This window comes from Nocardia amamiensis NBRC 102102, from assembly GCF_001612745.1.
In the GTDB taxonomy this organism is placed as follows: Bacteria; Actinomycetota; Actinomycetes; order Mycobacteriales; family Mycobacteriaceae; genus Nocardia; species Nocardia amamiensis.
Window position 1 is genome coordinate 1 of the sequence record NZ_BDBA01000199.1, and the last position, 23,284, is coordinate 23,284.

The 23,284-nt window shown below is 64.6% G+C and carries 16 protein-coding genes and 2 pseudogenes; 16 read left to right on the forward strand and 2 right to left on the reverse strand.

Annotated elements, in window-relative coordinates; genetic code table 11:
• Window positions 1-11 precede the first annotated feature (11 nt).
• Both NA4_RS40870 and NA4_RS30125 read right to left on the reverse strand, forming a co-directional pair.
• Window positions 12-206, reverse strand: a complete 195-nt coding sequence (locus NA4_RS40870) for a hypothetical protein (protein WP_157129388.1) — start codon at window positions 204-206, stop codon at window positions 12-14.
• A 948-nt stretch (window positions 207-1,154) separates the two neighbouring features.
• Window positions 1,155-2,666, reverse strand: a pseudogene (locus tag NA4_RS30125) (ISL3 family transposase).
• A 502-nt stretch (window positions 2,667-3,168) separates the two neighbouring features.
• Between NA4_RS30125 and NA4_RS30130 the strand changes: the two are divergent.
• The 16 genes and pseudogenes from NA4_RS30130 to NA4_RS39595 all read left to right on the forward strand — a co-directional run bounded on the left by NA4_RS30130 (window position 3,169) and on the right by NA4_RS39595 (window position 23,261).
• The gene (locus NA4_RS30130; RefSeq protein ID WP_169811149.1) at window positions 3,169-4,044 is read left to right on the forward strand and encodes an IS630 family transposase; all 876 of its coding nucleotides are present in this window, start codon (window positions 3,169-3,171) and stop codon (window positions 4,042-4,044) included.
• 520 nt (window positions 4,045-4,564) lie between these two features.
• Window positions 4,565-6,370: a sigma-54-dependent Fis family transcriptional regulator gene (locus NA4_RS30135; protein ID WP_067477743.1), complete on the forward strand. Its 1,806-nt coding sequence runs from the start codon at window positions 4,565-4,567 to the stop codon at window positions 6,368-6,370.
• A 276-nt stretch (window positions 6,371-6,646) separates the two neighbouring features.
• Window positions 6,647-7,594, forward strand: a complete 948-nt coding sequence (locus NA4_RS30140; protein WP_067477717.1) for a C-terminal binding protein — start codon at window positions 6,647-6,649, stop codon at window positions 7,592-7,594.
• Between the two features lie 76 nt (window positions 7,595-7,670).
• Complete coding sequence (locus NA4_RS30145) at window positions 7,671-8,957, forward strand: aspartate aminotransferase family protein (RefSeq protein ID WP_218022460.1); 1,287 nt, start codon at window positions 7,671-7,673, stop codon at window positions 8,955-8,957.
• 40 nt (window positions 8,958-8,997) lie between these two features.
• Window positions 8,998-9,891 (forward strand): fumarylacetoacetate hydrolase family protein, encoded by an 894-nt coding sequence (locus NA4_RS30150; protein ID WP_067477720.1) that lies wholly within the window; start codon window positions 8,998-9,000, stop codon window positions 9,889-9,891.
• 56 nt (window positions 9,892-9,947) lie between these two features.
• Entirely contained in the window at window positions 9,948-12,041 is a 2,094-nt protein-coding gene (locus NA4_RS30155; protein ID WP_067477723.1) for a hydantoinase/oxoprolinase family protein, read from the forward strand.
• 23 nt (window positions 12,042-12,064) lie between these two features.
• Window positions 12,065-13,807: a hydantoinase B/oxoprolinase family protein gene (locus NA4_RS30160; RefSeq protein WP_281180075.1), complete on the forward strand. Its 1,743-nt coding sequence runs from the start codon at window positions 12,065-12,067 to the stop codon at window positions 13,805-13,807.
• 136 nt (window positions 13,808-13,943) lie between these two features.
• Window positions 13,944-15,086: a Gfo/Idh/MocA family protein gene (locus NA4_RS30165; protein ID WP_067477729.1), complete on the forward strand. Its 1,143-nt coding sequence runs from the start codon at window positions 13,944-13,946 to the stop codon at window positions 15,084-15,086.
• A 69-nt stretch (window positions 15,087-15,155) separates the two neighbouring features.
• A complete protein-coding gene (locus tag NA4_RS30170; RefSeq protein ID WP_067477732.1) occupies window positions 15,156-16,673 on the forward strand; it encodes a PucR family transcriptional regulator in 1,518 nt (505 codons plus the stop codon).
• Between the two features lie 141 nt (window positions 16,674-16,814).
• Entirely contained in the window at window positions 16,815-18,770 is a 1,956-nt protein-coding gene (iolD, locus tag NA4_RS30175) for a 3D-(3,5/4)-trihydroxycyclohexane-1,2-dione acylhydrolase (decyclizing) (RefSeq protein WP_067477735.1), read from the forward strand.
• Window positions 18,771-18,802: 32 nt separating this feature from the next.
• On the forward strand, window positions 18,803-20,161 hold the full coding sequence (locus NA4_RS30180) for an aldehyde dehydrogenase family protein (RefSeq protein ID WP_067477738.1): 1,359 nt from the start codon (window positions 18,803-18,805) through the stop codon (window positions 20,159-20,161).
• Window positions 20,162-20,165: 4 nt separating this feature from the next.
• Window positions 20,166-20,471: pseudogene (locus NA4_RS43825) on the forward strand (Gfo/Idh/MocA family protein); the annotation flags it as partial.
• 197 nt (window positions 20,472-20,668) lie between these two features.
• Window positions 20,669-21,103: a hypothetical protein gene (locus NA4_RS43830; protein WP_084497586.1), complete on the forward strand. Its 435-nt coding sequence runs from the start codon at window positions 20,669-20,671 to the stop codon at window positions 21,101-21,103.
• Between the two features lie 173 nt (window positions 21,104-21,276).
• Window positions 21,277-21,951 (forward strand): MspA family porin, encoded by a 675-nt coding sequence (locus tag NA4_RS30190; RefSeq protein WP_067477749.1) that lies wholly within the window; start codon window positions 21,277-21,279, stop codon window positions 21,949-21,951.
• 65 nt (window positions 21,952-22,016) lie between these two features.
• On the forward strand, window positions 22,017-22,685 hold the full coding sequence (locus tag NA4_RS30195) for an MspA family porin (protein WP_067477740.1): 669 nt from the start codon (window positions 22,017-22,019) through the stop codon (window positions 22,683-22,685).
• Window positions 22,686-23,042: 357 nt separating this feature from the next.
• Complete coding sequence (locus tag NA4_RS39595) at window positions 23,043-23,261, forward strand: helix-turn-helix domain-containing protein (protein ID WP_281180076.1); 219 nt, start codon at window positions 23,043-23,045, stop codon at window positions 23,259-23,261.
• The last annotated feature ends 23 nt before the right edge of the window (window positions 23,262-23,284 follow it).

Here is a 23,284-nt window from a genome sequence, read left to right on the forward strand (position 1 = left end):
GAGTGGGCAGGTCAGCAACGGCATTCCATGCGTAGCCCTGACGGGCCTGCGCTGGTTACCCGTCCGCCAGCGCCTCGCGCGGAGGATAGCCAGTCCAGCTGGATCAGCAGCGACATGATCAGCGCAAATGGCAGTATCTCCATAGCTCGACCTTTGAGCATCACCGCTTCGGCGGGCACGTCCTCCGCGGCCAGCGGCGAACTCACCCAAGCCCTAACGGTATTAGCGCGCCCAGCAAGATGCTGTCCGGCGGCGCACCAAAGCCAGCCACGAGCGCGCTGCTGTGCGGATAATACCCAGCCTTTCCCCACACCTTCGCCGGAAAATCGGCCACAACCTCGCCACCCCGACGCCCGCGCCATCCTCACCGTCGCTCAGCTTCCGGCGCACGCGGCTGAACTCACCAAACCCCGTGTCGCGACAGGTTCTACGCCATGCCGGACATCAGCGGGCAATCGACGCCTTCACCACCGAGATCGTCGATATTTTGGGAGCTCCGCAGCTGCATCAACCGAATATGGTGGAGACAGCGATCGGACGCCAAGCCCTCGCTGCTCGCCACCCTCGACGCCGTCTGCACAGCCGCCGACGACCTGGAGCAGCCTGCAGCCGAGGAATTCCGCAATCCCCCGACCACGCCATAGTCACCACCTCGCCCGGACTGGCCGACCTCACCGGCACCCAGGTCCTCGCCGAAATCGGTGACGCAGACCAACCTCATCGGCACCCAAGCCAAGGACCAACCACCACATCTCGCAGGCGGAACCGTCGAACCACCCTCTACCAGCGGACATCCCGAACTTCGCTGGGCTTCGGCGGGTGGGACCCCATTTGGCCTCAAGGCGTATAGCTCATCCCTGACCAGGCAAGATCATGACATTCATCAACAGATGCTAAGGTTCTGGAGAACCTGAGGTTACTGTCGCCGAACTGCTTGGCCGACTCAACGCGGGCCCGCCGCTCTGCACGACGAGGCACCGCCGTACGTGGGCCGGGAACGGCCGGGGTTTCGAAGCTGATGCTGATCCGGAGTCGAGGCGCAGGAAACCAGAGAACGTCCGCTGCTACTTCAAAGCCATCCCAGAGGGGACTGGATACAACGGCTCTGTCGCACTTTCGGCTCTGTCGCACTTTCGGTGGTGACGTGTCGCGGCCTACCCCAGGAGTATCCGGTGTCGAAGTAGCCGGAATCCCGCACGGCCGTACATTTGCCGTTTGAGCAGCTTCGTTTTCGTGTTGACGCCCTCGCACGGCCCGTTGCTGTAGGGCATGGTCAGGCCTGCGACCGCGGCGTCGTGGTCCTGCTCGAGACCGCGCAGGAACGGTTCGAGTTCGGGTAATCCGGCCGTGCGGGCTTGCTTGATCCAGCAGTCCAGGTCGCTGCCGCGCCGCTCGGCCATGATCTCGGCGAAGTCGCGGACCAGTTCCGTCAGCCGGGTCATTTCCGGGCAGGCGGCGACGAGTTCATCCAGATGAGCGCGGCGCGTTTCGGACAGATCCGATGGGCGGCTCGTGATCCAGCCGGCGAGTTTGCGTGCCGAGACGGCGACGCGGTCACCCGCCAGCCGTCCTTCGTTGAGATAGCAGTAGAGCAGATTCAGAGGGACTTGATCTCGGCGAACAGGTGTGTGACCGGCACACCAGGTTCGGCGGCGCGGCGGGCCCGCAGATGATCGCGGTAGGGGTCGACCAATCCGGGCCGGTACCGCGGTGGGCGGCGCAGCGAATCCGGTTCCGGCGCACGGGAATAGCGTTTCACTGTGTTCAACGCCAGGCCCAGCCGGCGGGAGCAGTCCAGAAGCCCGACACCCTGGTCGAGCAGGTTGTGCACGGCATGCCAGCGTTCGATGGTGGTGGTCTCACGCGCGATCCGGTGGCGCTTGGGCCCCGCGGCAGCCCAGCAACGCCCGTGCGCGGCGACGGCTGTCTCGACCACGCGCGCCAGCCCGTGCCACAAATGCCAGCGGTCCGACACCTGAGTAGCGGCAGGTCGCGCTCGGCGCACCGCTTCGGCATAGGTGGTCGAGCCGTCCCGCACGACGGTCATTACCTCTGGATGGTCGGTCAGCCAGGCGGCCAGGGTATCGGATTTGCGGTCTGCCAGCACGTCGATCCGGTCGTGCGACACCGGGTCGATCACGACCGTGGCATATCGGTGCCGACGCAGCAATGCGAAATCATCGACACCGACGACCGCAGGAACCAGCCGCTGCGGCAACGGAATATTCAGCAGCACGCGCACCGCCGTATGCCGGGGACAACCCGACCGACAACCGCGCCAGCAGCCGAGCACCGGCTCGGCCAGCCAGTTCCCGAACGACCACACGCACCTGCCTGGTCAGACGCGCGGTGCGGCGCTGGTAGCGCTCCAGAACGCCAGCTACTTGCTCGCGGAAAGTGTTGCAGCAGCCTGTTGTCGGGCAGACCAGGCGGCGAACCTGCACCCGCACGACCACGGGGCGCCCGTCGAGCGGCACATCGGTCACCGTCCGCCAGTGATACCCGTGCAGCCGCTCGGACTCGGCCCCGCAGCCCGGACACACGACCGGGCTGTCGGGCGTCCGCGCCCACACCACGACCCGTTCGCCCTCATCGACCACATCCTCCACCACCAGCGGCGACAACCCCGAAAATGCCACGGCAGCAGGCACATTCACCTCGCACATCGGAATATCGTGCCCTCGCCGCCGACACATCACCACCGAAAGTGCGACAGAGCCGTTGGCTGGACAGACCCTCCCAGAGGCGATCGCCGAACTCACAGGCCTGCTCGCCCCCGGCGACAGCCGCAGCTGATAGATATCGCGTTTCTGAACGAGCATGGAGGCTGGACGGAGGCTCCCAAGTATTTTCATTTAGGATTGTGACTGCTTCCTGCTCGTGCGCCACGGTAGTCCAGCACTGCGCTTGACATTGTCGCGGCGACAACGTTTCTACTGGTGTTATTGACCTGAAACATATCGGTTGTGTCGCATGATGTTTCGGGGTGAGCGATGATCTTCGGATGGACATGTGCAAGTTCTCGCCGGCCCAGCAGGAGGTCGTGTGCAAGCGGGTGATGGGGGCGCTGCTGGACGGGATGTCCTCGGCGGAGGCGCAGCGGGTGTTCGGGGTGTCGGAAGGCTCGATCCGTAACTGGCGCAATCGGTTTTGCCGAGGTCGGGGTCGGTGGGCTGGATTCCCTCACGCCGGGCCGCAAGTCTGGGGGAGAAGACGAAACTGTCGACGTCGCGGACCCAGGCGTTGGTGGAGGCGTTGGTGGTGTTCACCCCCGAGAAGTTGGAGCTGGGTGGACTGTTGTGGACGCTTCGCAAGGTCGCTGAGCTGGCCCGCAGGCTGTTCGGGGTGTCCTACACCGAACAAGGGATGGGTAAAGTGCTGCGGCGCATGGGGTTCCACCTTCCAGCGCCCCGACCGTCGCGCGATCGAGACCGACCCCGAAACGATGCCGGCCTGGACCGAGGAAATCTATCCGGCCCTGGCGAACGGGCCAAAGCCGAGGGCGCGATCATCTTGTTCGCCGACCAGGTCGGTGTCCGTTCCGATCACCTGTCCGGGCGGACCTGGGGCCGGCGTGGACAGACACCGACGGTGGCCCGGACCGGAAAACGGTTCTCCCTCAACGCCATGTCCACGATCTCCCCACACGGGGGCATGCACTTCACCCTGTTCAAGGGCCGTTTCGTCACCCCGCAGTTCCTGGAGTTCCTCACCAGGCTGTTGCGCCAGGACGCCGAGAAGACCCACCTGGTTCTCGACGGGCACCCCGTGCACCGGTCCCGGGCGGTCACCGACTGGATCGCCGAGCGCGGCGACCGGATCGAGCTGCACTTCCTGCCTCCGCACGCCCCGCACCTCAACCCCGACGAGGTCAACGCCGACCTGAAACACAGCCGCCGACCAGGTCATCACCAGCCGCGACCAGATGCAGACCGCTGTCTGCTCCTTCTCCCACCGCGTCCAGAAACTGCCCGACCGAGTCCGCGGCTACTTCCAGGCGCCACACACCGTTTACGCTTCAACCATTCAGTTTCAGCTCAATAATTGCCACGCATTTGAGAATTTCGCCCTGTCGTTCCGTCGTCAATGGTTGTAAGACACCCAGTTGGGTGTCTTTTCCGGGTCCACACAGGCCGAGGCCATGACGCATTGCTCCGTTCCACCGACATCGACTGGGACATTTCCGAATAGCACAGCCGCGCCGAACTAGAACGCGGAACCGCGGGCGCGGGTGCACTGGCACAACACCCAGCGGCACTCGTCGATCGGGTACCGGCCGCCGATCGAATACGAATACCACTGCCATCAACAGGCCATCTCGGCGAGGTGGCCTGAACCCGAGGTTCCACCGGGGCCACGGTTCAATCCGGCGACGGGCTCGCAGCCCTCGACTATCGCCAGTTCGAACCAGCGGTGCGGAACCGCCTCGCCGGAAGGTGGTCTTCTGTGTTGAGCCAAGCGAGTGGGCCTCATGTTATGGAGAAAGCCAATCGAATTTCGCTGTGCGCCGTGCTAGCGTGATCGGCCAGTCGAGTTCCGGCCGTCGGTGGACAAGGTGTCAGAGATGGTTTCCTCAAACCCTTTGAGCCCAAGCGACAGCAAGTCGCGTCTTGGAGTAGCTCGGGCACGCGATGAGTTCCTCAGCAATACCGGCGTGGACCTCTCGCACGTTAGGCCCCTTGTCGTGCGCTCCTGGTATCGAAGCCTCGCTGCGGGCGTCGACGCAATCGTGGATCGCGACATTCGCGATCAAGGGCACGTCGACGAGCGCACGATGCAGGCAGCCGAACTCCACCTCAGGAGACTGGACGAGATAGCCGCCGATATGGGCGGCTACGTGAGCCTCACGGCGCCGAGCGGCGTACTCGTCCAGCCGAGCTACCTGCGAGACGAGGAGTCCTTCCCTGCTGGGTATTCGCTGCTCGAGGAGAACTGCGGCAGCAACGGCGAGGGCATCGCGCTCGAAGAGGGGCGCAGCGTCTGGGTTGCGCCTGAGGAGCACTTTCGTGAGGACATGCGCCGCAACTGGTGCTTCGCCTCGCTGGTTCGGGACCCGTTCCACAGTCGGGTACGGGCGGTCATCGGCCTAACTCTTCCCGCCGAGCACGTCAGGGGGATCGAGCCCGCGGCGACCCTCTTGACGTTGGAGGGAGTGGCAGCTCGTATCGGGCGTGAAATCGAGGCGAGAGCCTCGGCCAGAGAGCGTGCACTTTTCGACGAGTACATGACGGTGTCCCGGCGCCGAGGGAACTCGGCGGTGATCGCGATGGATGGTAAGAACGCCCTGATGAACGCCTCGGCTACGTCATCGCTGGAGGAAGGGGACTTCCTGATCATCGCGAGCTACGCGAAGGAAGTCATGTCCCTGGCACGAGAGACCCAGTGCGAGGTCAATCTAAGGGGACCAGGCACCGTGACGCTGGACATCTCGCCCGTGCAACTCACGCAGTCCAGCGTCGGCGCGATCGTCGTGATGCGCCCAGGCTCAGAGCCCCGAACCACCCCGAGGGTTGGCCGCCAGCGGGCGGAACCCGCTGGCGAGATGCCGACCGTTGCGGCCTCCGACGCCCTGTCGGAGCATCTTGACGGGGTGAGCGCTGAATTCCAGCGCATCCTGATGCTCGCGAGGAAGGTGATTGAGCAGGCTAGGTCTGCTGCCATCATCGGCGAGGCAGGAACCGGAAAGCGGCGCTTGGCGCACACGATCGCTGGGACTCGGCTCGACTACGTCGAGTTCGACTGTCAGGCGTATGCGCTCGGGTATCAGCAGCTTGCGGCGGTTGTGCAGTGCGTCAGCGCGTCTTCGCGACGGACACTCGTCCTCGAGAACGCCGACTCGCTGTCGGTCTCCAAGGCCGTCGACCTGGTGAGGGTATTGAAGGGATTGAGCGCAGCCAGAGTGATCATGACTGTGACCCGACCAACTGATGCGACGCTGCACATCTCCGAGGCATTCGACGCGCTGGAGATCGCCGTCGCTCCTTTGCGGAAAAGGCGGGAGGACATTCCGGTGCTGGCCGAGGCCTTCGCCATCGAGATGGGCGGGCGGAGGCTTTCGCGCAGGCTGCTCACCGCGCTTACTGATTCGGACTGGCCCAGAAACATCGACCAACTTCGCACGGTTGTCTCGAATGCGATCGAGCATTCGCGGGGAGCGGAGGTGATAGTCGACGATTTGCCCCAGGGGCTGCGCCGGGCCATGACAAACGGCAGGCTCAGCAGGCTCGAGGACGCCGAGCTCGGTGAACTGCGGAGCGCCCTTCGGGAGGCAGACGGAAACAAGCGCCTGGCGGCCGAGCTGCTCGATATCGGGAGGTCGACGCTGTATCGGAGGATGGATTACTTCACAAGAAGGGGATTCGAATTGTGAGTTAGATCCTCACAAATCTCATGGACAGGCCGTTGTCACCGCACGTTTGAGTGCGGTGACAACGGCCTGTCTTGTTCTCCGTTTCGGGAGTGTTTCGATCTGGCACGGATCGCGTGCGTGGTAACGGGCTGTACTTGATGCCAAGCGCCGCCCGCCGAGATCACAGGCGGCGGCAGCGGCCAGCACCGGAGAGCGTAGGTGAGCATCTGGTCGCGAACCCGGAGCCTCTTCTACACGACGAGGGATCTGTCGACCGAGACAAGGAGAACGGTGTCGATGAGCAGCGACAGTAGGGGCGTGATTCTGGTGGCCCCACACCACTTTCCGGACGTGAACCGGGAGCGGGCGCTGGCCGAGGAGTTCGGCTACGAACTCGCCGTCGCGGCGGACACCAGTGCGTTCCAGAGAGCTCTGCCAGACGCCGAGATCATCATGATCACGCCGTATGCGCGGCTGACGCCTGCCGACTTCCCGTCCATGACCAAGTGCAGAGCCGTGATCCGCTACGGGGTCGGCTACGACAACATCGACGTCGAGGCCGCCGCGCGGGCCGGGATCCCGGTGTCCATCGTCCCGGGGACCGCCTCGGAGGAAGTCGCTTCGCACGCAATCGCGATGGGGCTCGCTCTGGCTAGACGGCTGACTGCGGGAGACGCTGCCATCCGTGATCTCGGTTGGGGCGGAATCATCGGATACGACACGCCGCCGCTCTCAGAGTTGGAGGTAGGTGTGGTCGGCCTGGGTCGAATCGGGCGGCGCGTGGCGCAGATGTACTCCGCAGTCGGTGCGCGAGTCCGGGCCTACGACCCCCTGGTGACAGTGGACTCCGTCGAAATGGCTGAACTCTCGGCGGTGCTCGAGGACTCGGATGTCGTGTCGCTGCACCTTCCCCTGACAGACGACACCTGGAATCTCATCTCTGCGGAGGTTCTGGGTCGCATGCGCAAAGGTGCGGTGATCGTCAACGTGTCGCGGGGCGGGCTCATCGAGGAGTCCGCGCTCGCCGACGCTCTCCGATCGGGACATATCGCTGGCGCCGGCATCGACACGTTCGCCCAGGAGCCGCTCGCCCCCGAACATCCGCTGCGATCCGCCCCGAACACCATCCTGACGCCGCACATCGCGTGGCGGTCGAATCGTTCAACGGGGGCGCTCCAGGGGGGAGCGGTGGAACGGGTCCGGCTGGTGCTCACGGGCCAGCCGCTGATCGACCTAGTGAACTAGCCATTCGGCCGGCACGCAGCGCGAGTATCGCCCGTCGTGCATCAGCACGTGGACGGAAGAAGTGGAGAAGCAAGAGGTGACAACGAACAATCGCACGGTGTTGGACACCGAAGCCGGTCGAATCACTGCAGAGGACCCTCATCTGCGACGGGGGGCGCGGGGTTTCCCGTTGCTTCCCGGCGGATACGGTCGGTCGACGTACTACACGGGTGCGCCGGGACCCTACGCGATCCGAGGGGAGGGCTACCGACTTCGGGACGATCGCGGTCGCGAGCTGATTGACGCGAACAACAACTTCACCGTTCTGATCCACGGCAATTCACACCCCGAGATCAACCAAGCGGCAGTCAAGGCGTTGTCGGAGGGGGCGAGCTGGGGCATTCCCAACATCTATGAGTGGGAGCTGGCGGAACTGCTCCTCTCCAGATTGCCTGCGCTGGATCAGGTGCGATTCGCGAACTCGGGCACGGAGGCGGTGATGTCTGCGTTCCGCATCGCGCGTGCGAGTACCGGCCGCGAGCGCGTCATCGTGACCAGGGGCGGATACCACGGCACCTCCGAGGTGGCACTGGTGTCGGGCGGACCGAGCTATACGCGCGGCATCACCGAAGGCGTGATCAAGGACGTCACAACAGTGCCCCTGAACGACGTCGAGTTCCTGCGGGAGGCGGTGGAGGTCGCCGCGGACACATACGCCGCGATAATCCTCGACCTGCTGCCCAATCGCGCCGGGTTGCTGAGTCTCTCGGAGGAGTTCGTGCGCGAGGCGCGAGACCTCGCCACCCGTCACGGGATCGTGCTGATCATCGACGAGACCATCAGCTTGCGCCTCGGCTTCAACGGACTGAGCCGCGATTACGGCATCGACCCGGATCTGTTGACCACCGGGAAGCTGATCGGCGGCGGATTCCCCGTCGGGGCGATCGCTGGTCGGGCGGAGCTGATGCAGGAAGTCGATCCGACCCGTGCGGGCAGCTTGCCGCACGGGGGCACATTTTCGGGGAATCCGGTGAGTATGGCGGCCGGCGCGGCGACGCTCCGGCTGTACTCCGAAGCAGAGGTGCAGCGCCTGAACCGCCTCGGGGACGCAGCCCGCGAAGCAGTGAACTCCCGTATCGCTGCGGTCGGCTGGGAGGTGCGCGGGAGAGGATCGCTGCTCCGCGCCGTTCCTTCGGGCATTGAGAGGGTGGATGAGCCGACCCAGCACCGGTTGTGGTGGGCATCCTATGAGCGCGGGCTACTCGGGTCGCCCGCGAACCTTCTCTCCCTCTCCACTCCTATGGACGCGGGCGTCGTCGACGAGGTCGCTGATCGCCTCACGGCCGCGGTGCTCGCAACCGCCGCGACCCTGAACAAAGCCTGAACGCCATGCAGACAAGTTCGAAGACAAGGACGACTGAACCGTGAAGCTGGTTTCCTACGACCACCCGTTCGGCGCTCGAGGGGGGCTGCTCGTCAATGGCGTGGTGTACGACCTCGAGCGCCTACTCGAGGCATCCCCGGAGGCGGCGCTCGGATCGACACACTCGGTCTGCGAGTTTCTGAGCAGGTATGGCAACCAGTTGAAGCCCATCTCCGTCGGTCTGGACGCGCTTGCTGGACGGACACCCGACGCTCGCGTAGGTATGCGTTCGGAGGTTCGTCTCGTCGCGCCGGTGCCCGACCCCGCGAAGGTGCTCTGCGTCGGGCTCAACTACAAGGACCACGTCGCGGAGACCGGTCGGGCCCTCCCCGATTATCCGGATGTCTTTGCGAAGTTCGCGTCGACGATGATCGGACCGGATGATGCGATCGGCGGGGTCGAGGTAAGCGAGAACCTGGACTTCGAGGGGGAGGTCGCGGCGATCATCGGGCGGCCCGCGAGACACGTTGCGGAAGCCGAAGCGCTCGAGTATGTTGCGGGGCTCGCGCCGTTGAATGACATCACCGCGCGCGAGCTCCAGTACCGCGGCACGCAGTGGCTTGCCGGCAAGGCGGTCGACGGGTCGACGCCCTGGGGGCCGGTCTTGGTGACCCTTGACGAGATCGAAGATCCGCAGGCTTTAGAGCTGGTTACCCGAGTCAACGGCGTCGAGATGCAGCGGTCCAACACGTGCCACCAGATCTTCTCGATCGCCAGAATCGTCTCCTATCTGTCGAGCTTTCTGAGACTTTCTCCAGGTGACGTGATTGCGACGGGCACCCCGCAGGGGATCGGTGCAAAACAGAATCCGCCGGTTTGGTTGCGGCCGGGAGACGTCGTGGAGATCGATGTCGAGCGTGTCGGCCTGCTCCGCAACCGAGTTGCAGCGGACTGAACTCGTTTCTCGACGGTGGTCGGCGTGCAGTGCAGAGAAGAAAGTATTGAAGCCACATGAGCGTAGTCGAAGTGCAAGCAGTGGACGGCCCGAGGTACCACATCGCCGTCGATACCGGTGGCACGTTCACGGACGTGGTTGTCGGATCCAGCGACGGGACGATGACAGTCGGCAAGGCGCTGACCACCTATGACAGAGTGTTCACCGGGTTCGCGGCGTCGGTGCGCCGCGCGGCCGAATCGATTGACCGGACGATCGAGGAGGTGCTGAGAGGCGCCGACGTCATCGTCTACGGGACCACACACGCGACCAACGCCGTATTGACCGGGAAGGTCGCCAAGACAGCACTGCTCGTCACCGAGGGCTTCGCCGACACACTGCTGTTGCGTGAGGGTGGTCGCCGCGATCCTTTCGACTCGAAGGCGGCCTACCCGCCGCCGTACGTGCCGCGACACCGCACTTTCGAGGTGCGTGAACGGATGTCGGCGGAGGGCGAGGTACTGACGCCACTCGACGAGGAACAGGTACGTGGGGTCCTGCGAACGTTCGCAGAGGAGGGCATCGAGGCGGTCGCTGTCGCCTGCCTGTGGTCGATTCTGAATGACGTGCACGAACGGCGCATCGCAGCCCTTATCGAGGAAATCCTGCCTGGCGTCCCCTACACGCTTTCGAGCGAGGCGAACCCGACGATCCGCGAGTATCGCCGCTTCTCAGCGGCTTCCATCGACGCCTCACTGAAGCCCTTGATGGCGGATCATCTGGGGAACCTCCGTTCGGACCTCGTTGAGTACGGCTTCGGTGGCGAGTTGCTCGTCGTGACTTCCGAAGGAGCGGTGCTCGATGTTGCTGACGTGCTCAATCGCCCCGTTCTGCTCCTCAACTCGGGGCCGTCTATGGCGCCCCTTGTGGGCGCGGCCGCCGCCCCGGAGCGCGACACGGTGGTCGTCTGCGACATGGGCGGCACCACCTTCGACGTGTCACTCGTCGAGCAGGGAGTGGTGCGGCACACCCGTGAGGCGTGGCTCGGCGAGCCCTTCATCGGACATCTCACCGGCCTCTCCTCGGTCGCAGTGACCAGCATCGGTGCGGGCGGCGGGAGCATCGGCTGGATCGACGGCGGTGGCTTGTTGCGAGTGGGCCCGCAGAGCGCCAGAAGTACACCCGGCCCGGCCGCGTACGGCCGTGGTGGCGACCAACCCACGGTCACGGACGCCTGCGTGGCGCTCGGATACCTCGACGCTGACGGCTTCGAGGGCGGCTTCACGCTCGACCAGCAGGCCGCGGTGGCGGCGATCGATACGAAGATCGCCGGGCCACTGAAAATGGACAGGATCCAGGCCGCGCAGGCCGTCATCGACGTCTCGGCGAGCCACATGGCGACAGCCATCCGGCAGACCGCCCTCGAACAGGGCGTTGACCCGCGCGGTGCTCTGATCGTCGCAGGCGGCGGCGCCGGCCCGATGATTGCCGCTGCCATCGGCGCGCTGCTCGAGGCCGACACGGTGCTGATTCCCGCGACCGCAGGCGTGCTCGCAGCATTCGGCGCGCACCGCGCGCCGATCGCCACCGAGTTCCTGGCACCGCTGCACAACGACACCCACGGCTTCGACGCCGCGTCTGCGCGTGCCGCGATCGATGAGCTGAGAACCAAGGCCGCTGCCTTCGCCAAGCGCTTCACCGGGTTCGGAGCCAACGCTGAGATCACCTACTTCGTGGATGCGCGCTACCCCGGGCAGGCGTGGGACCTTCGAGTGCGCCTGGAAGCAATGCCGATGGCGGACGTGAGCGGCGCCGAGACAATCGAGCGGGCGTTTCATGCGGAGCACGACCGCCGCAACGGCACCCATGATCCCAACTGCCGGGTTGAGATCATCACATGGGGCGTGCGTGTCGAGATCCCGCGCCCCGAGCTGCCGAAGGCCGAAGCACCAGAGGACGGCGTGGTCGAGCACCACCGCGTCGATTCAGTGGTGTTCGGTGGCTCGAGCTACAGCACTCCGCGCTATCGCGGAAGTGAACTCGCCCCGGGGGCTCGGGTCGCCGGTCCCGCGGTCATCGACCAGGCGACGACGACGATCGTTGTTCCCCCAGAGTGGAACGCCGAGGTTGATGACCGATCCAACATCTATCTGACGCGAAAGGAGGCGTGACAGTGACGCTCGGTTTCGACCCCGTGCGATTGTCCGTGCTGGCCAACGCATTCGACGGCATCGTCCGCGAGATGACGAACGGCCTGCTGCGCTCGGCGCGCTCGTCCGTCATCAACACCGCACGCGACTTCTCGTGTGCTGTGCTCACTGCCGACAACCAACTGCTGGCCGCGGCCGAGGGAGTGCCGGTACACGTGTTCGGCGCTGGACCGCTCGGCGAAGACATGATCGAGTTGCACGACGACATCCGCGAGGGCGATGCTTTTCTGCACAACGATCCATACCGGGGCAACTCGCACGCAGCTGACCACTGTATCCTCGTGCCGATCTTTGTCGGCGGCCGACACCTCTTCACAGCCGTGACCAAGGCACACCAGGCAGACTGCGGCAACTCGGCTCCGACGACGTTCTACGCCAGCGCGCGTGACGTCTACGAGGAGGGGGCGCTGATCTTCCCTTGTGTGCGGGTCCAGCGCGACTACACCGACATCAACGACATCGTTCGCATGTGCCGATCGCGCATTCGCGTGCCCGACCAGTGGTACGGCGACTATCTCGCCTCTGTTGGCGCCTCGCGCATCGCGGAGCGGCGCGTCCATGAACTTGCCCGGAAGTTCGGCGTCGATGACATCGTCGAGTTTGTGGGGGAGTGGTTCGACTACTCGGAGCGTCTCGCGGCGAGCGCCATCGAGAAGCTGCCGGCATGTGTCCTCCACGGTTCGACCGCGCACGACCCGTTCCCGGGCACCGGCCCTGACGGTGTGCCACTGCAAGCCTCGATCACGGTGAAGCCGGATGACGGGCGCGTCGTCATCGACCTGTGCGACAACCCCGACAACTTGCCGAACGGTCTGAACCTGACCCGGGCCACGGCCACCGGTGCGGCACTCGCGGGAATCCTGTCCGGCATTCCGGAAAACCTGCCAAGCAATGCTGGCACGTTCCGCCGGATGGAGGTGCTGCTCCGTGACGGCTGCGCAGTCGGCGTGCCCAGGCATCCGTACTCGTGCTCTTCGGGCACGACGAACCTTGCCGACCGAGTGGTCAACCTCGTGCAGGCCGCATTCGCGCAGATCGGCGACGGCTACGGCAATGCCGAGGGGGCAACCGGCCAGGCGCCGGCGAAGTCGGTTATATCGGGCGTAGACGAGCGGAGCGGCAACGCCTATGTGAACCAGATTCTCGTCGGGGGAGTCGGCGGCCCGGCGACCCCATATGTCGACGGCTGGCCGACCTACCAGCGCCCAGTGTGCAACGCACTGCTTTACCACGACAGCGTCGAAGTCGATGAGCAGCGTTACCCGATCCTCGTTCATGAGCGAACACTGGTGCCCGACTCGGGTGGTGCCGGTCGGCAGCGCGGTGGCCTTGCCACGCGGGTAAAGCTGGAATCGAGGGACTCGCAGGTAACCCTTGCTTATGGCATCGAGGGCAAGCTGAATCCACCGCAGGGTGTTCGTGGTGGTCACAGCGGTGCCGCGCCAGCCGCGTGGGTCGAGAGCAGTGAGAGTTGCGAGCGTCGAGAGATTCCCGTCGTGGGTCGGTATGAGTTGAAGCGCGGGGAGAAGGTGGTCTCGATCACCCCGGGCGGGGGCGGCTACGGCCCTCCGTTCGATCGCGAACCGGCAGCTGTGCTCGAAGACGTGCGTGCGGGGCATGTCTCCGTCGAAGCAGCGCTCGCGGACTACGGTGTGGTGGTCGGGGACGGGGAGATCGACGACAAGGCCACTGCGCACGTGCGGAGTCAGCGACGCCCAGGGCGCTGATCCATCTGTCTCGAACTGACACGCATTCCCGCATCTCGCGCGTGCGACTGTTGGATTGTCGCCCCTGGGCGAGCGCGGGTGGGGCGTGCTGAAGGCACGTCTTCTCATACTTGGACGAGCTGTTGAGGAGGCAGTCGTGGAACCCATTCGAGTCGGCATCATCGGTGTCGGAAACGTGCTGAACCAGTACCTCGACAAGATCGGAGTGCACCCCGAGGTCGACGTGGTCGCACTCGCGGATGTGGACGAGGACGCTGTGCGGGCGCGCGCCGACGAGTACTCGGTCCCGAAGGCGTTCTCGCCCAAGGAGCTCCTCGTCAACGACGATGTCGAGCTGGTCCTCAATCTCACCCCGCCGGCGTTGCATGCCCCTGTGACGCTGGAGGCAATCGCGGCCGGGAAACACGTGCTCTCGGAGAAGCCGTTCGCGACATCGCTCGACGACGCGAAGCGGATCCTCGACGCCGCGCGGGAGGCAGATGTCAAGGTGGGATCCGCCCCGACGACCTTCCTCGGGTCAGGCATGCAGACGACCCGCAAGCTCATCGACGACGGCTGGATCGGCCGTCCGGTCGCGGCCTTCGGGTCTTTCGCCTGCCGCGGCTATGAGTACTGGCACCCGAATGTCGACCCCTTCTACAGCCCTGGAGCCGGCCCGATGCTGGACATCGGCCCGTATCTCGTCACCAACCTGGTGAACTTCTTCGGACCCGCGAGGCGGGTGACGGGCTCGGCAACCCGGTCCTCCGAGACCCGCCCCCGGCCCACGCCGGATGGCGGTGTCGAAGGGGTCATCGACATCCGGACGCCGACCCATGTGACGGGGACGATTCACTTCGAGTCCGGAGCTGTCGCGACCCTCGTTGTGAGTTGGGACGTATGGAACCACAACCTGCCGCACCTCGAAATCTACGGGGCAGGCGGGTCCATCGCGGCACCAAATCCTGATCATTTCTCTGGTGCGCCGGTGCTGCGCCGTGGCGAGCCGCGCGATCTCGCGCTGGATATGACCCCTCCCGGCGGAGGTGACTGGCGGGAGACTCCGATCACACACCGTGACGACTCCTACCGCGGGATCGCGCTCGCCGAATTCGGGCATGCGATCAGCACGGGCACCGAGCCACGCACGGGGGGCGACTTCGCCTACCACGTGCTGGAGATCCTGCTCGCCTTCGAGGCTTCCTCCGAACTCGGCCGGCACATCAACATCGAGAGCACCTGCGAGCGACCGCGGCCACTGCCATCTGTCGGGCCCCAAGAGCCGTACCGGTTCGATTGAGCTCGACATGTTCGCGCGAGTGGACCCGGGAACGAACTCGTCGCCGTCGGCCGCTGCCGAGCGTCAAAGATGAGCAGCGCCCGTGGAACACCGGAGGTCGGACGAGACTATCTGACGATCGCTGATCTCGTCGCGATGCCACACCTCGGCCTGCAGCTGGTGGCAGGGGGCGGAGGAGACCGCAATCGGGTGCATTGGACACATGTCTCCGAGCTGGCCGACCCCGGACCCTGGCTCGAGGGCGGTGAACTGTTGATCGTGAACGGTCTCGGTATCCCTGACGACGCCGAGGGCCAGGTCAGATACATAGCAGGCCTGGCGCGACATCGCCTGGCGGGGCTTGTGATCAGTGTACGGGCCCCTGCGCTCAGCGAGAAGATGATCACCGAGGCGAATCGCCTGTCCTTCCCGGTGCTGCGAATACCACGGGAGATCCCGTTCATCGAGCTCTCCTACCTCGTGGCCAGCGCCAGTGAGCGTGCCGTAAGGGGGAGGCTCGCCCGGCACTTGCGGATCTTCGACACTCTGCGGCTCAGGAACGGCATCGAGAGCGACATCGCCAAGATCTACTCGCAACTCGAGCAGGTATCCGGATACCGCTTGGCTCTTGTGTCCCCCGCTGGGAGACCACTGCTCAGTGGGTGGCCGTGGGTCCCCGACGACCTCGATCTCGGTATCTCAGGATCGTCATCCCCGGACCTCCACGTGACCCGCCGTGGATACGTGATCCCGCTCTTCGTTGGCAGCCGGGTGACGGCGTACCTGGTCGGTATGGAGCACGCGGACGCGGATCCGGGCGGGCTCGCTGCGCTGCAAAATGTCAGCATGCTCGCCGCACTCGACGCCGTCGAAGACCAGCGGCGGCGCGAGGTGCGCCACCGCGAGGGGAGCGCGCTGCTCGCGGCCGCGTTCGATGAGGGCGGCAAGTCGAACGAGTTGGCGGAGCGGTTCAATGCCGCCGGACTCGATCCGGCCCGGGGTGTGCGCCTCCTCGCCATCGTGGGAGAGGACGGCGGCCCAGTTGAGGAAATCTGGGTGCGGGACTGGCTCACCGATCGTGGCCTGTCCCATCTGTTGCTGAGGCAGGAGCAGTTGCTCGCCGTGGTCGGCTGCGACGGCTTGGACCTCAACCGGCTGGCGAACGACTTGCGTCTGCTCATCGGTGCGAGCGCGACCGAGCGTGACCTCGGAGCGCTGGCGCGGATGCGGAGCCAAGCACTGTGGGCGCTCAGGATTGCGTATGACCCCGCCGAGCCGGCTGTCATCCTCGCTGAAAACCAGGTGGGGCTGGCGCGATGGCTGACACCCGATATGGAAATGATGAGGAACCTCGTGTACTGCACACTGCACCCCATCGTGGCCTATGACACGGAGCACGGCACGACACTACAGCGAACCCTCACCGTGTACTTCCAGCAGCAGGGCAGGGTGCGACAGACTGCCCAGCGACTCTTCGTCCATGAGCACACGCTGATCTACCGGCTGAAACGGATCGAGAAACTCACTGGTCGCAGCCTGAAGAGTTACCGCGACACCTTCGAACTCTGGCTCGCAACCGAGGCGAGCGCCCTCATCGAGGAGCCCTAGTACGCACCCCGGCATCTGGTCGAGCCAGACCCAGGTCCGTATCAAAGTGGGACACAGCTCTCTGTCGCACCGGTGCCAGCATGAATCGTGGAACGAGTCGGCTCGGGAATGCCGCTCCACCTTCGTGACCGAGGAGAATGAATGACCAGCACAGCCGCCGCCGACACCGCGCCCGCTGCCAAAATCCAGAGGGTCCGTCGGCGTACCGTTGCGCAGGCAATCGTGGAGTACCTGCAGGTCCAGTACAGCGAATTGGACGGGGAACGAAGGCGACTCGTGGCCGGCCTGTACGGCATTTTCGGCCATGGCAATTCGGTCGGCCTAGCGCAGGGAACCGACGAGTACGGGGCTGACTTCCCTCACTATCCCGGCAAGAACGAGCAGTCGATGGTTCACGCGGCAATCGGTTTCGCGAAGGCGACCAACCGCATGTCGACGCTCGCGTGCACCGCGTCGGCAGGTCCCGGCTCAACCAACATGGTCACTGGAGCCGCCACTGCGACGACCAACCGCCTGCCAGTACTTCTCTTCCCTGCGGACATCATCAACAACAGGCTCGGCGATCCAGTGCTACAACAGGTCGAGCATCCCGTCGAGCGCGATGTATCGGCCAACGACTGCTTTCGGCCGGTAAGTCGCTACTTCGACCGGATCACCCACCCCGCGCAGTTGCTGTCCACTCTGCCCGAAGCGATGCGAGTGCTGACCGATCCGGTAGAGACAGGCGCCGTGGTGGTCTGCCTCCCGCAGGACATCCAGGGTGCGGCCTACGACTTCCCGGAGTCATTCTTCGAGCCCCGGGTCTGGCCGATTCGTCGTCGTTCGGCGACCGACGACGAGATTCGCGACGCGACCGAGATCATCCGTCGCGCGGAGCGTCCGCTCATCATCGCCGGCGGCGGCGTTCGCTACTCGAAGGCGACCCAGGAGCTCGCGAGGTTGAGTGCTGAGTTCGGGATCCCGGTTGCCGAGACGTTCTCTGGCAAGGGAACTGGGCCAGCTGGCGGAATGGGTGTCGGGGGGGTTGGCGTCACGGGCACGATCGGTGCGAATCGGATCGCTGAAGAGTCCGATTGTGTGATCGCAGTAGGCACTCGCCTGCAGGACTTCATCACCGCGTCGCACTCGCTCTTCCAGCACCCCGACGTGCGATTCGTCAACCTCAACGTCGGTTCCTTCGACGCGCACAAGATGGGATCAGTCGCGGTCGTAGGCGACGCGAGACTGTCGCTCACCGCGCTCCACGCCAGGCTCGCAGCGGTGCGGTACGGCACCTCCGACGAGTACCGCGCCGCGATCGCCGCCGCGCAGCGGGCCACGCGTGAGGTGCTCGAATACGATCTCCAGCAATTCCGTGGCGAACGCATGAGTCAGGCGCAGGTGATTCACGCCCTGAACCAGCACACCAAGGCCGAAGACACGCTCGTGCTCGGCTCCGGTGGTGTGGTCGAGGGTGTGCATAAGGCATGGGATCCATCCAACGGTACGGAGATTCACTTCGAGTACGCAAACTCCTGCATGGGCCACGAGATTCCGGCAGGGCTTGGCCATCGGCTTGCGCGACCGACCGACCCCGGGGACGTCTTCGTTCTCATCGGTGACGGTACGTATTACATGCAGCCGACGGAGTTGGTCACGGCCGTGCAGGAGCGGAAGAAGATCATCGTGGTCCTGATCGACAACAGCGGCAATCAGTGCATTTGGCCGCTGCAGGTCGCCAAGGGTGGTCGCGATGCCGAATTCGGCACGCAGCTGCGCGTGCGAAGCGAGGAAACGGGCCGGCTCGATGGTCCAGTCGTGGACGTCGACCTGGCAGCGAACGCTGCCAGCATGGGCTGTGCCGCCTGGACGGTGACCACGGTCGAGGAGGTCGAAGAAGCGCTCGAAGCGGCGCGCGACGTCGTCGGGCGCCCCGCCGTGATCGTAGCGAAGGTCGAGCCGTGGCGGTATCTCTCGGGCAGCGGGCAGTTCTGGGACGTCGGAGTGCCGATGACCTCCGAGCGTCCGGGGAACCAGGAGGGCACCGCTCAACATGAGCACACCCGCCGCACTCGGCAGCGGTTCTACCCTGCGACGGCCACTCCCAACGTCCGCTGAGTCCGATCGAGGTACAGGAAGGAACACCGGAGATGGGTACGTTCGCAGTCATCGATCCGGCCACTGGCGAGACGCTCGCCGAGTATCCCACATGCACCGCGGTGGAGATCGAGTCAGCCCTGACGTCGGCTCAAAACGCCTATGCGGAGTGGGCACGCACGACCACGGTTGACCAGCGCGCTCTCCTCGCGAGGCACTTGGCTGAACTCTTCGTCGAGCGCAAGGACGAGCTGGCGGCGATCATCAACCGTGAGATGGGAAAGCCCCGTGACCAGGGGGTTGGCGAAGTGGAATTCTCCGCCGCCATCACGGCCACGTTCGCGAGGAACGCCGCAGAGTGGCTCGCGGACGAGGAATTGGAGGTGAATGACGGTCTGCGCACCTTCTGCCGTTTCCAGGGCATCGGCGTGCTCCTCGGCATTATGCCGTGGAACTATCCCTACTACCAAGTCGTGCGCTTCGCTGTGCCGAACCTGATCCTGGGCAACACGATCATCCTCAAGCACGCGGCGCAGTGCCCCGAGTCGGCACTCGCGCTCGAGCAGTTGTTCCGCGATGCCGGCTTCCCCGAAGGCGCGTATGTCAACGTCTTCGCGACTCACGAGCAGCTCTGCGACGTAATCGCCGACGACCGGGTCCAAGGTGTCTCGCTCACGGGTTCTGAGCGTGCTGCCTCGATTGTCGCGGAGCAGGCGGGCAGGCACCTCAAAAAGTGCGTGCTCGAGCTCGGCGGTTCCGATGTGTTCCTCGTACTCGCCACCGACGATCTCGACCGCGCGGTCGAGTACGCGGTGCGCGGTCGCATGGACAACTCGGGTCAGAGCTGCACAGCTTCGAAGCGCATCGTAGTCATCGACGAGTACTTCGAGGAGTTCGCCGAGAAGTTCACCGCGGCGATCGGCAAACAGTCGTACGTGAACGGTCACTTCGGTCCCCTTTCCTCTGATGAGGCGACGAAGGCTCTCACCGCCCAGGTGCAGAGGGCTCTTGACCAAGGCGCCGAGATCCTCGTCGGCGACAACGAGCCGCAGGGGAACGTCTACACCCCGACAGTGATCGGCGGCGTGACACCGGTCATGGATATCTACACCGAGGAACTGTTCGGACCGGTCGCACAGCTCTACCGGGTATCGAGCGATGATGAGGCGATCGAGCTCGCCAACTCTTCGCCCTATGGCCTCGGCTCCGTTATTGTCTGCGACGACCTCGTACGCGCCGAGCGGGTCGGTGATCGGCTCGACGTCGGCATGGTATTCGTCGGCGCAGTCGGCCTCCACGGTGCCGACGTGCCCTTCGGGGGTGTGAAGAAATCAGGCTTCGGGCGTGAACTCGGCAAGGTCGGAATGCTCGAGTTCGCCAACAGAAAGCTCTACCGCTTTGCGGAACGGTGAAATGATGGCACGTCGTGGTCGGCAATCCGTTCGCTTCGGATTGATCGGAACCGGTCGCATCGGGCAGGTGCACGCGGCGAGCATCGCTGCCAATTCCGACACAGCGCTCACGTGGGTTGCTGATCCACGCGTGGAGGGAGCCGAGGATGCCGCAGCTTGTTTCGGTGGTACTCCGACGACCTCGCCCGAGCGATTGATTGCCTCGGGTGAGGTGGATGCCATACTGATTGCCTCGCCGACGCCCACTCACATCGACCTGCTCGAGGCGTGCACCGACGTCGGACTCGCCGTGGTTTGTGAGAAGCCGGTCGATCTCGATATCGTCCGCGTCGACGCGCTTCGCCCGAAAGTCACCGCGAGTTCGCTGCCGGTCGCTCTGGGATTCAATCAGCGGTTCGATCCCGCGTTCGCAGAGACGAGGGCTCCGGTCACGGCAGGCGAGATCGGTGCACTCGAGCACCTCTCCATCATCAGCCCGGATCCGGCACCCCCACCTTCCGATTACGTATGGCGAGTGATCATTATCTATGTAGGCTCCACTGCGCTCATCGTGCTGCTGGTGCCCTACGCGTCGATCAGCGCTGGGACCAGTCCTTTTGTGACGTTGCTCGATGTCTCGGTATCCCGGGCGCCTCGCAGGTCATGCAGATCGTGGTGCCCACCGCCGTGCTATCGGTCCTCAATTCCGGAACCCACACGGCATCGCGGATGCTGTTCGCCCTCGCAACACGACGCGAAGCTCCCGGCTGGCTGGCCAGGACGACCGATCGCGGTACACGCGCTCGTGTCATCCTGCTGTCGATGCTAGTGGGTTGGGTATCGGTCGGCATCGCTCACGTCGCCCCTGGTGCGGCCCCAACATTCGCGATTCGGCTCCCACATATACGCCGATGCCTCAAGGCATTGCACACAGCGACCTCCTATATTTCGAAAGGATCGTGAACGCGCAACACGCCCACCGAGCGACACCGCGAAAAGCAACTGAATCACCCACCGCACAGCGCGGATTTCGACACAAATCCCAACTGTAGTGAAGCAATCAAAACGATCTATCCACTTGCGACGGGCATCTATCCAGCTCGAAAAAATCGCAAAAAATGCGCAATGAGGAAAAGATGAGTGAGTACCGCACCAACGGTCTGTCTCGAGGCGCCCGCGTCGCGGGCGTTGCCGCCGCGGCGGCCGTAGCCACCGGTCTGTTCTGGACCGGTGCCGCACATGCCGATGTCTTCGTGCCGTTGCCGGACGGCCACAAGACCGGTCCAGGCGTGAGCATCGCCCGCACGGGTGAGCGCGCCTTGATCTCCCCTTCTCTGGCCGCGAACGGTGCCGGCCGTGTCGTGTGGGTTTCGGGGAACGCCATTGCCGATGTGGCTGTGACGCCGGAGGGCGAGGTCGGCCCGAACAACGGTCCGACCGGAAACCCTGGAACGAATAATTCGTCCACCCATGGTGCTTCGCGTCTGGGCACCGGTTACATCGTGGGTTGCCAGATCAGCATTGCTGATGACGCGATTTCGGCGGGTGTGTCGGGCAGTGTGAACCTCAGTGGGGCGAGTGCTGGTGGTTCGATCGGTATCAACCTCGGTCCCGGTGAGGTGAAGTTCGTTCAGATCGATGCCATGGACATCCTGAAGCCGGGTGTGTACTCGGTGGAGTACCAGGATGCCGAGATTCAGATCCAGGGCTGCGCGGGTTACGCGCAGGCGCGTTCGTACACGGTTGTCGAGATCATCGGCGATCACTACTCGAAGACCACCCTCTACGGGATGCCGTTCAGCATCGGCTGACGTCTGTCGAATCCAACGAACCATCCTCCCGCTGAAGCGGACTCAACCCTCGAGGGATACCAACTATGTTCAACCGTAAGAACCTGGCACGGATGGCCGGCGTCGGCGCCGCTGCCACCATCGCCATGGGCCTGTTCTCCACCGGTGCGGCCAACGCCGACACCTTCGTCCCGCTGCCGGGCGGCGAGTTCGTCAAGACCCTGTCCGACGGCACCGTCGTGACGATTCGTCTGGTCGGGGAGTCGGCCACCATCAGCCCGTCCATGGGCGCCACGCCGCTGCACCGCAATGCGTGGGTCTCCGGTAGCGCGCAGGTCGAGCTGTCCGGCGCCGCAGGCGGATCCATTTTCCCCGGTTACACCGTCGGCTGCCAGGTCAATATCGCCGGTGGCGGTGCCACCGGTGGTGTCGACGGCAACGTGGACTGGAGCGGCGACACCGTCACCGGCGGTGTGGGCGCGAACTCCGGCGGCAATCTGTCGCTGGGTCCGGGTCAGGCGAAGTCGTTCTACGTGCTCGATCTGGAGCAGGCCGACGACTTCGGCAACGAATCGCACAAGACCCGCAACGCGTTCAAGGGCACCAGCGGTTCGGTCACATGGACCGATGAGACCATCGGTCTCGATGGCTGCGGTGGCTACGCGCAGGCGCGGGCGTTTGTCAGCGTCGAGGTGCAGACCGACAACGTCATCACCTGGGTGACGCTGTGGGGGCAGCCTTTCAGCCTCGGCTGAGCGCCGAACATCCAGCCACAAAATTGCGAACGGGCACGTCGCTGTCTTGGGCTCGCGCGGTCGTCGCAACACTCTTGATGTGAGAGGTTGTGGCGACCGTGTCGTTTGGAGACTGTCCGCACATTTTCGGAGATTAACTGCTGTGACTGGTCGATTCTGGGCTTGGGTGAGAAATGCAGCGCCTGCGTCGAGGATACGCCGCAGCGTTGCTATGCAATTTTGCAGGTGAGGCGTCGACCTGTGGGAACGCCCAGGGCACGGCTCGAGTAGCGAATCCTGGGTTGGGTCTGTCGGTGTTCGACGCGAAGGGGGTGCGACCGGGGACCCACTGGTCGGCAGCGCCGCCGCGCCGAACTCATCGACGCGATTCGGGTCGCGTTCGAGGCATTTGGTAAGACCTACGGCAGTCCCCATATCGGTCTTGAGCTCCGGGCGAACGGCTGGTGGGTGTCCCGCAACACCATCGCCGAGATCATGGCCGAGGGCGGTTGGGTGGCACGTCGGGTGCGGCGGCGGCGCGGCCTGACCAAACAGGGCAAACGCCCGGCCGCCGGACCTGGTGCGTCGGCAGTTTGAACCGTCGACTTATCTAACCTCGG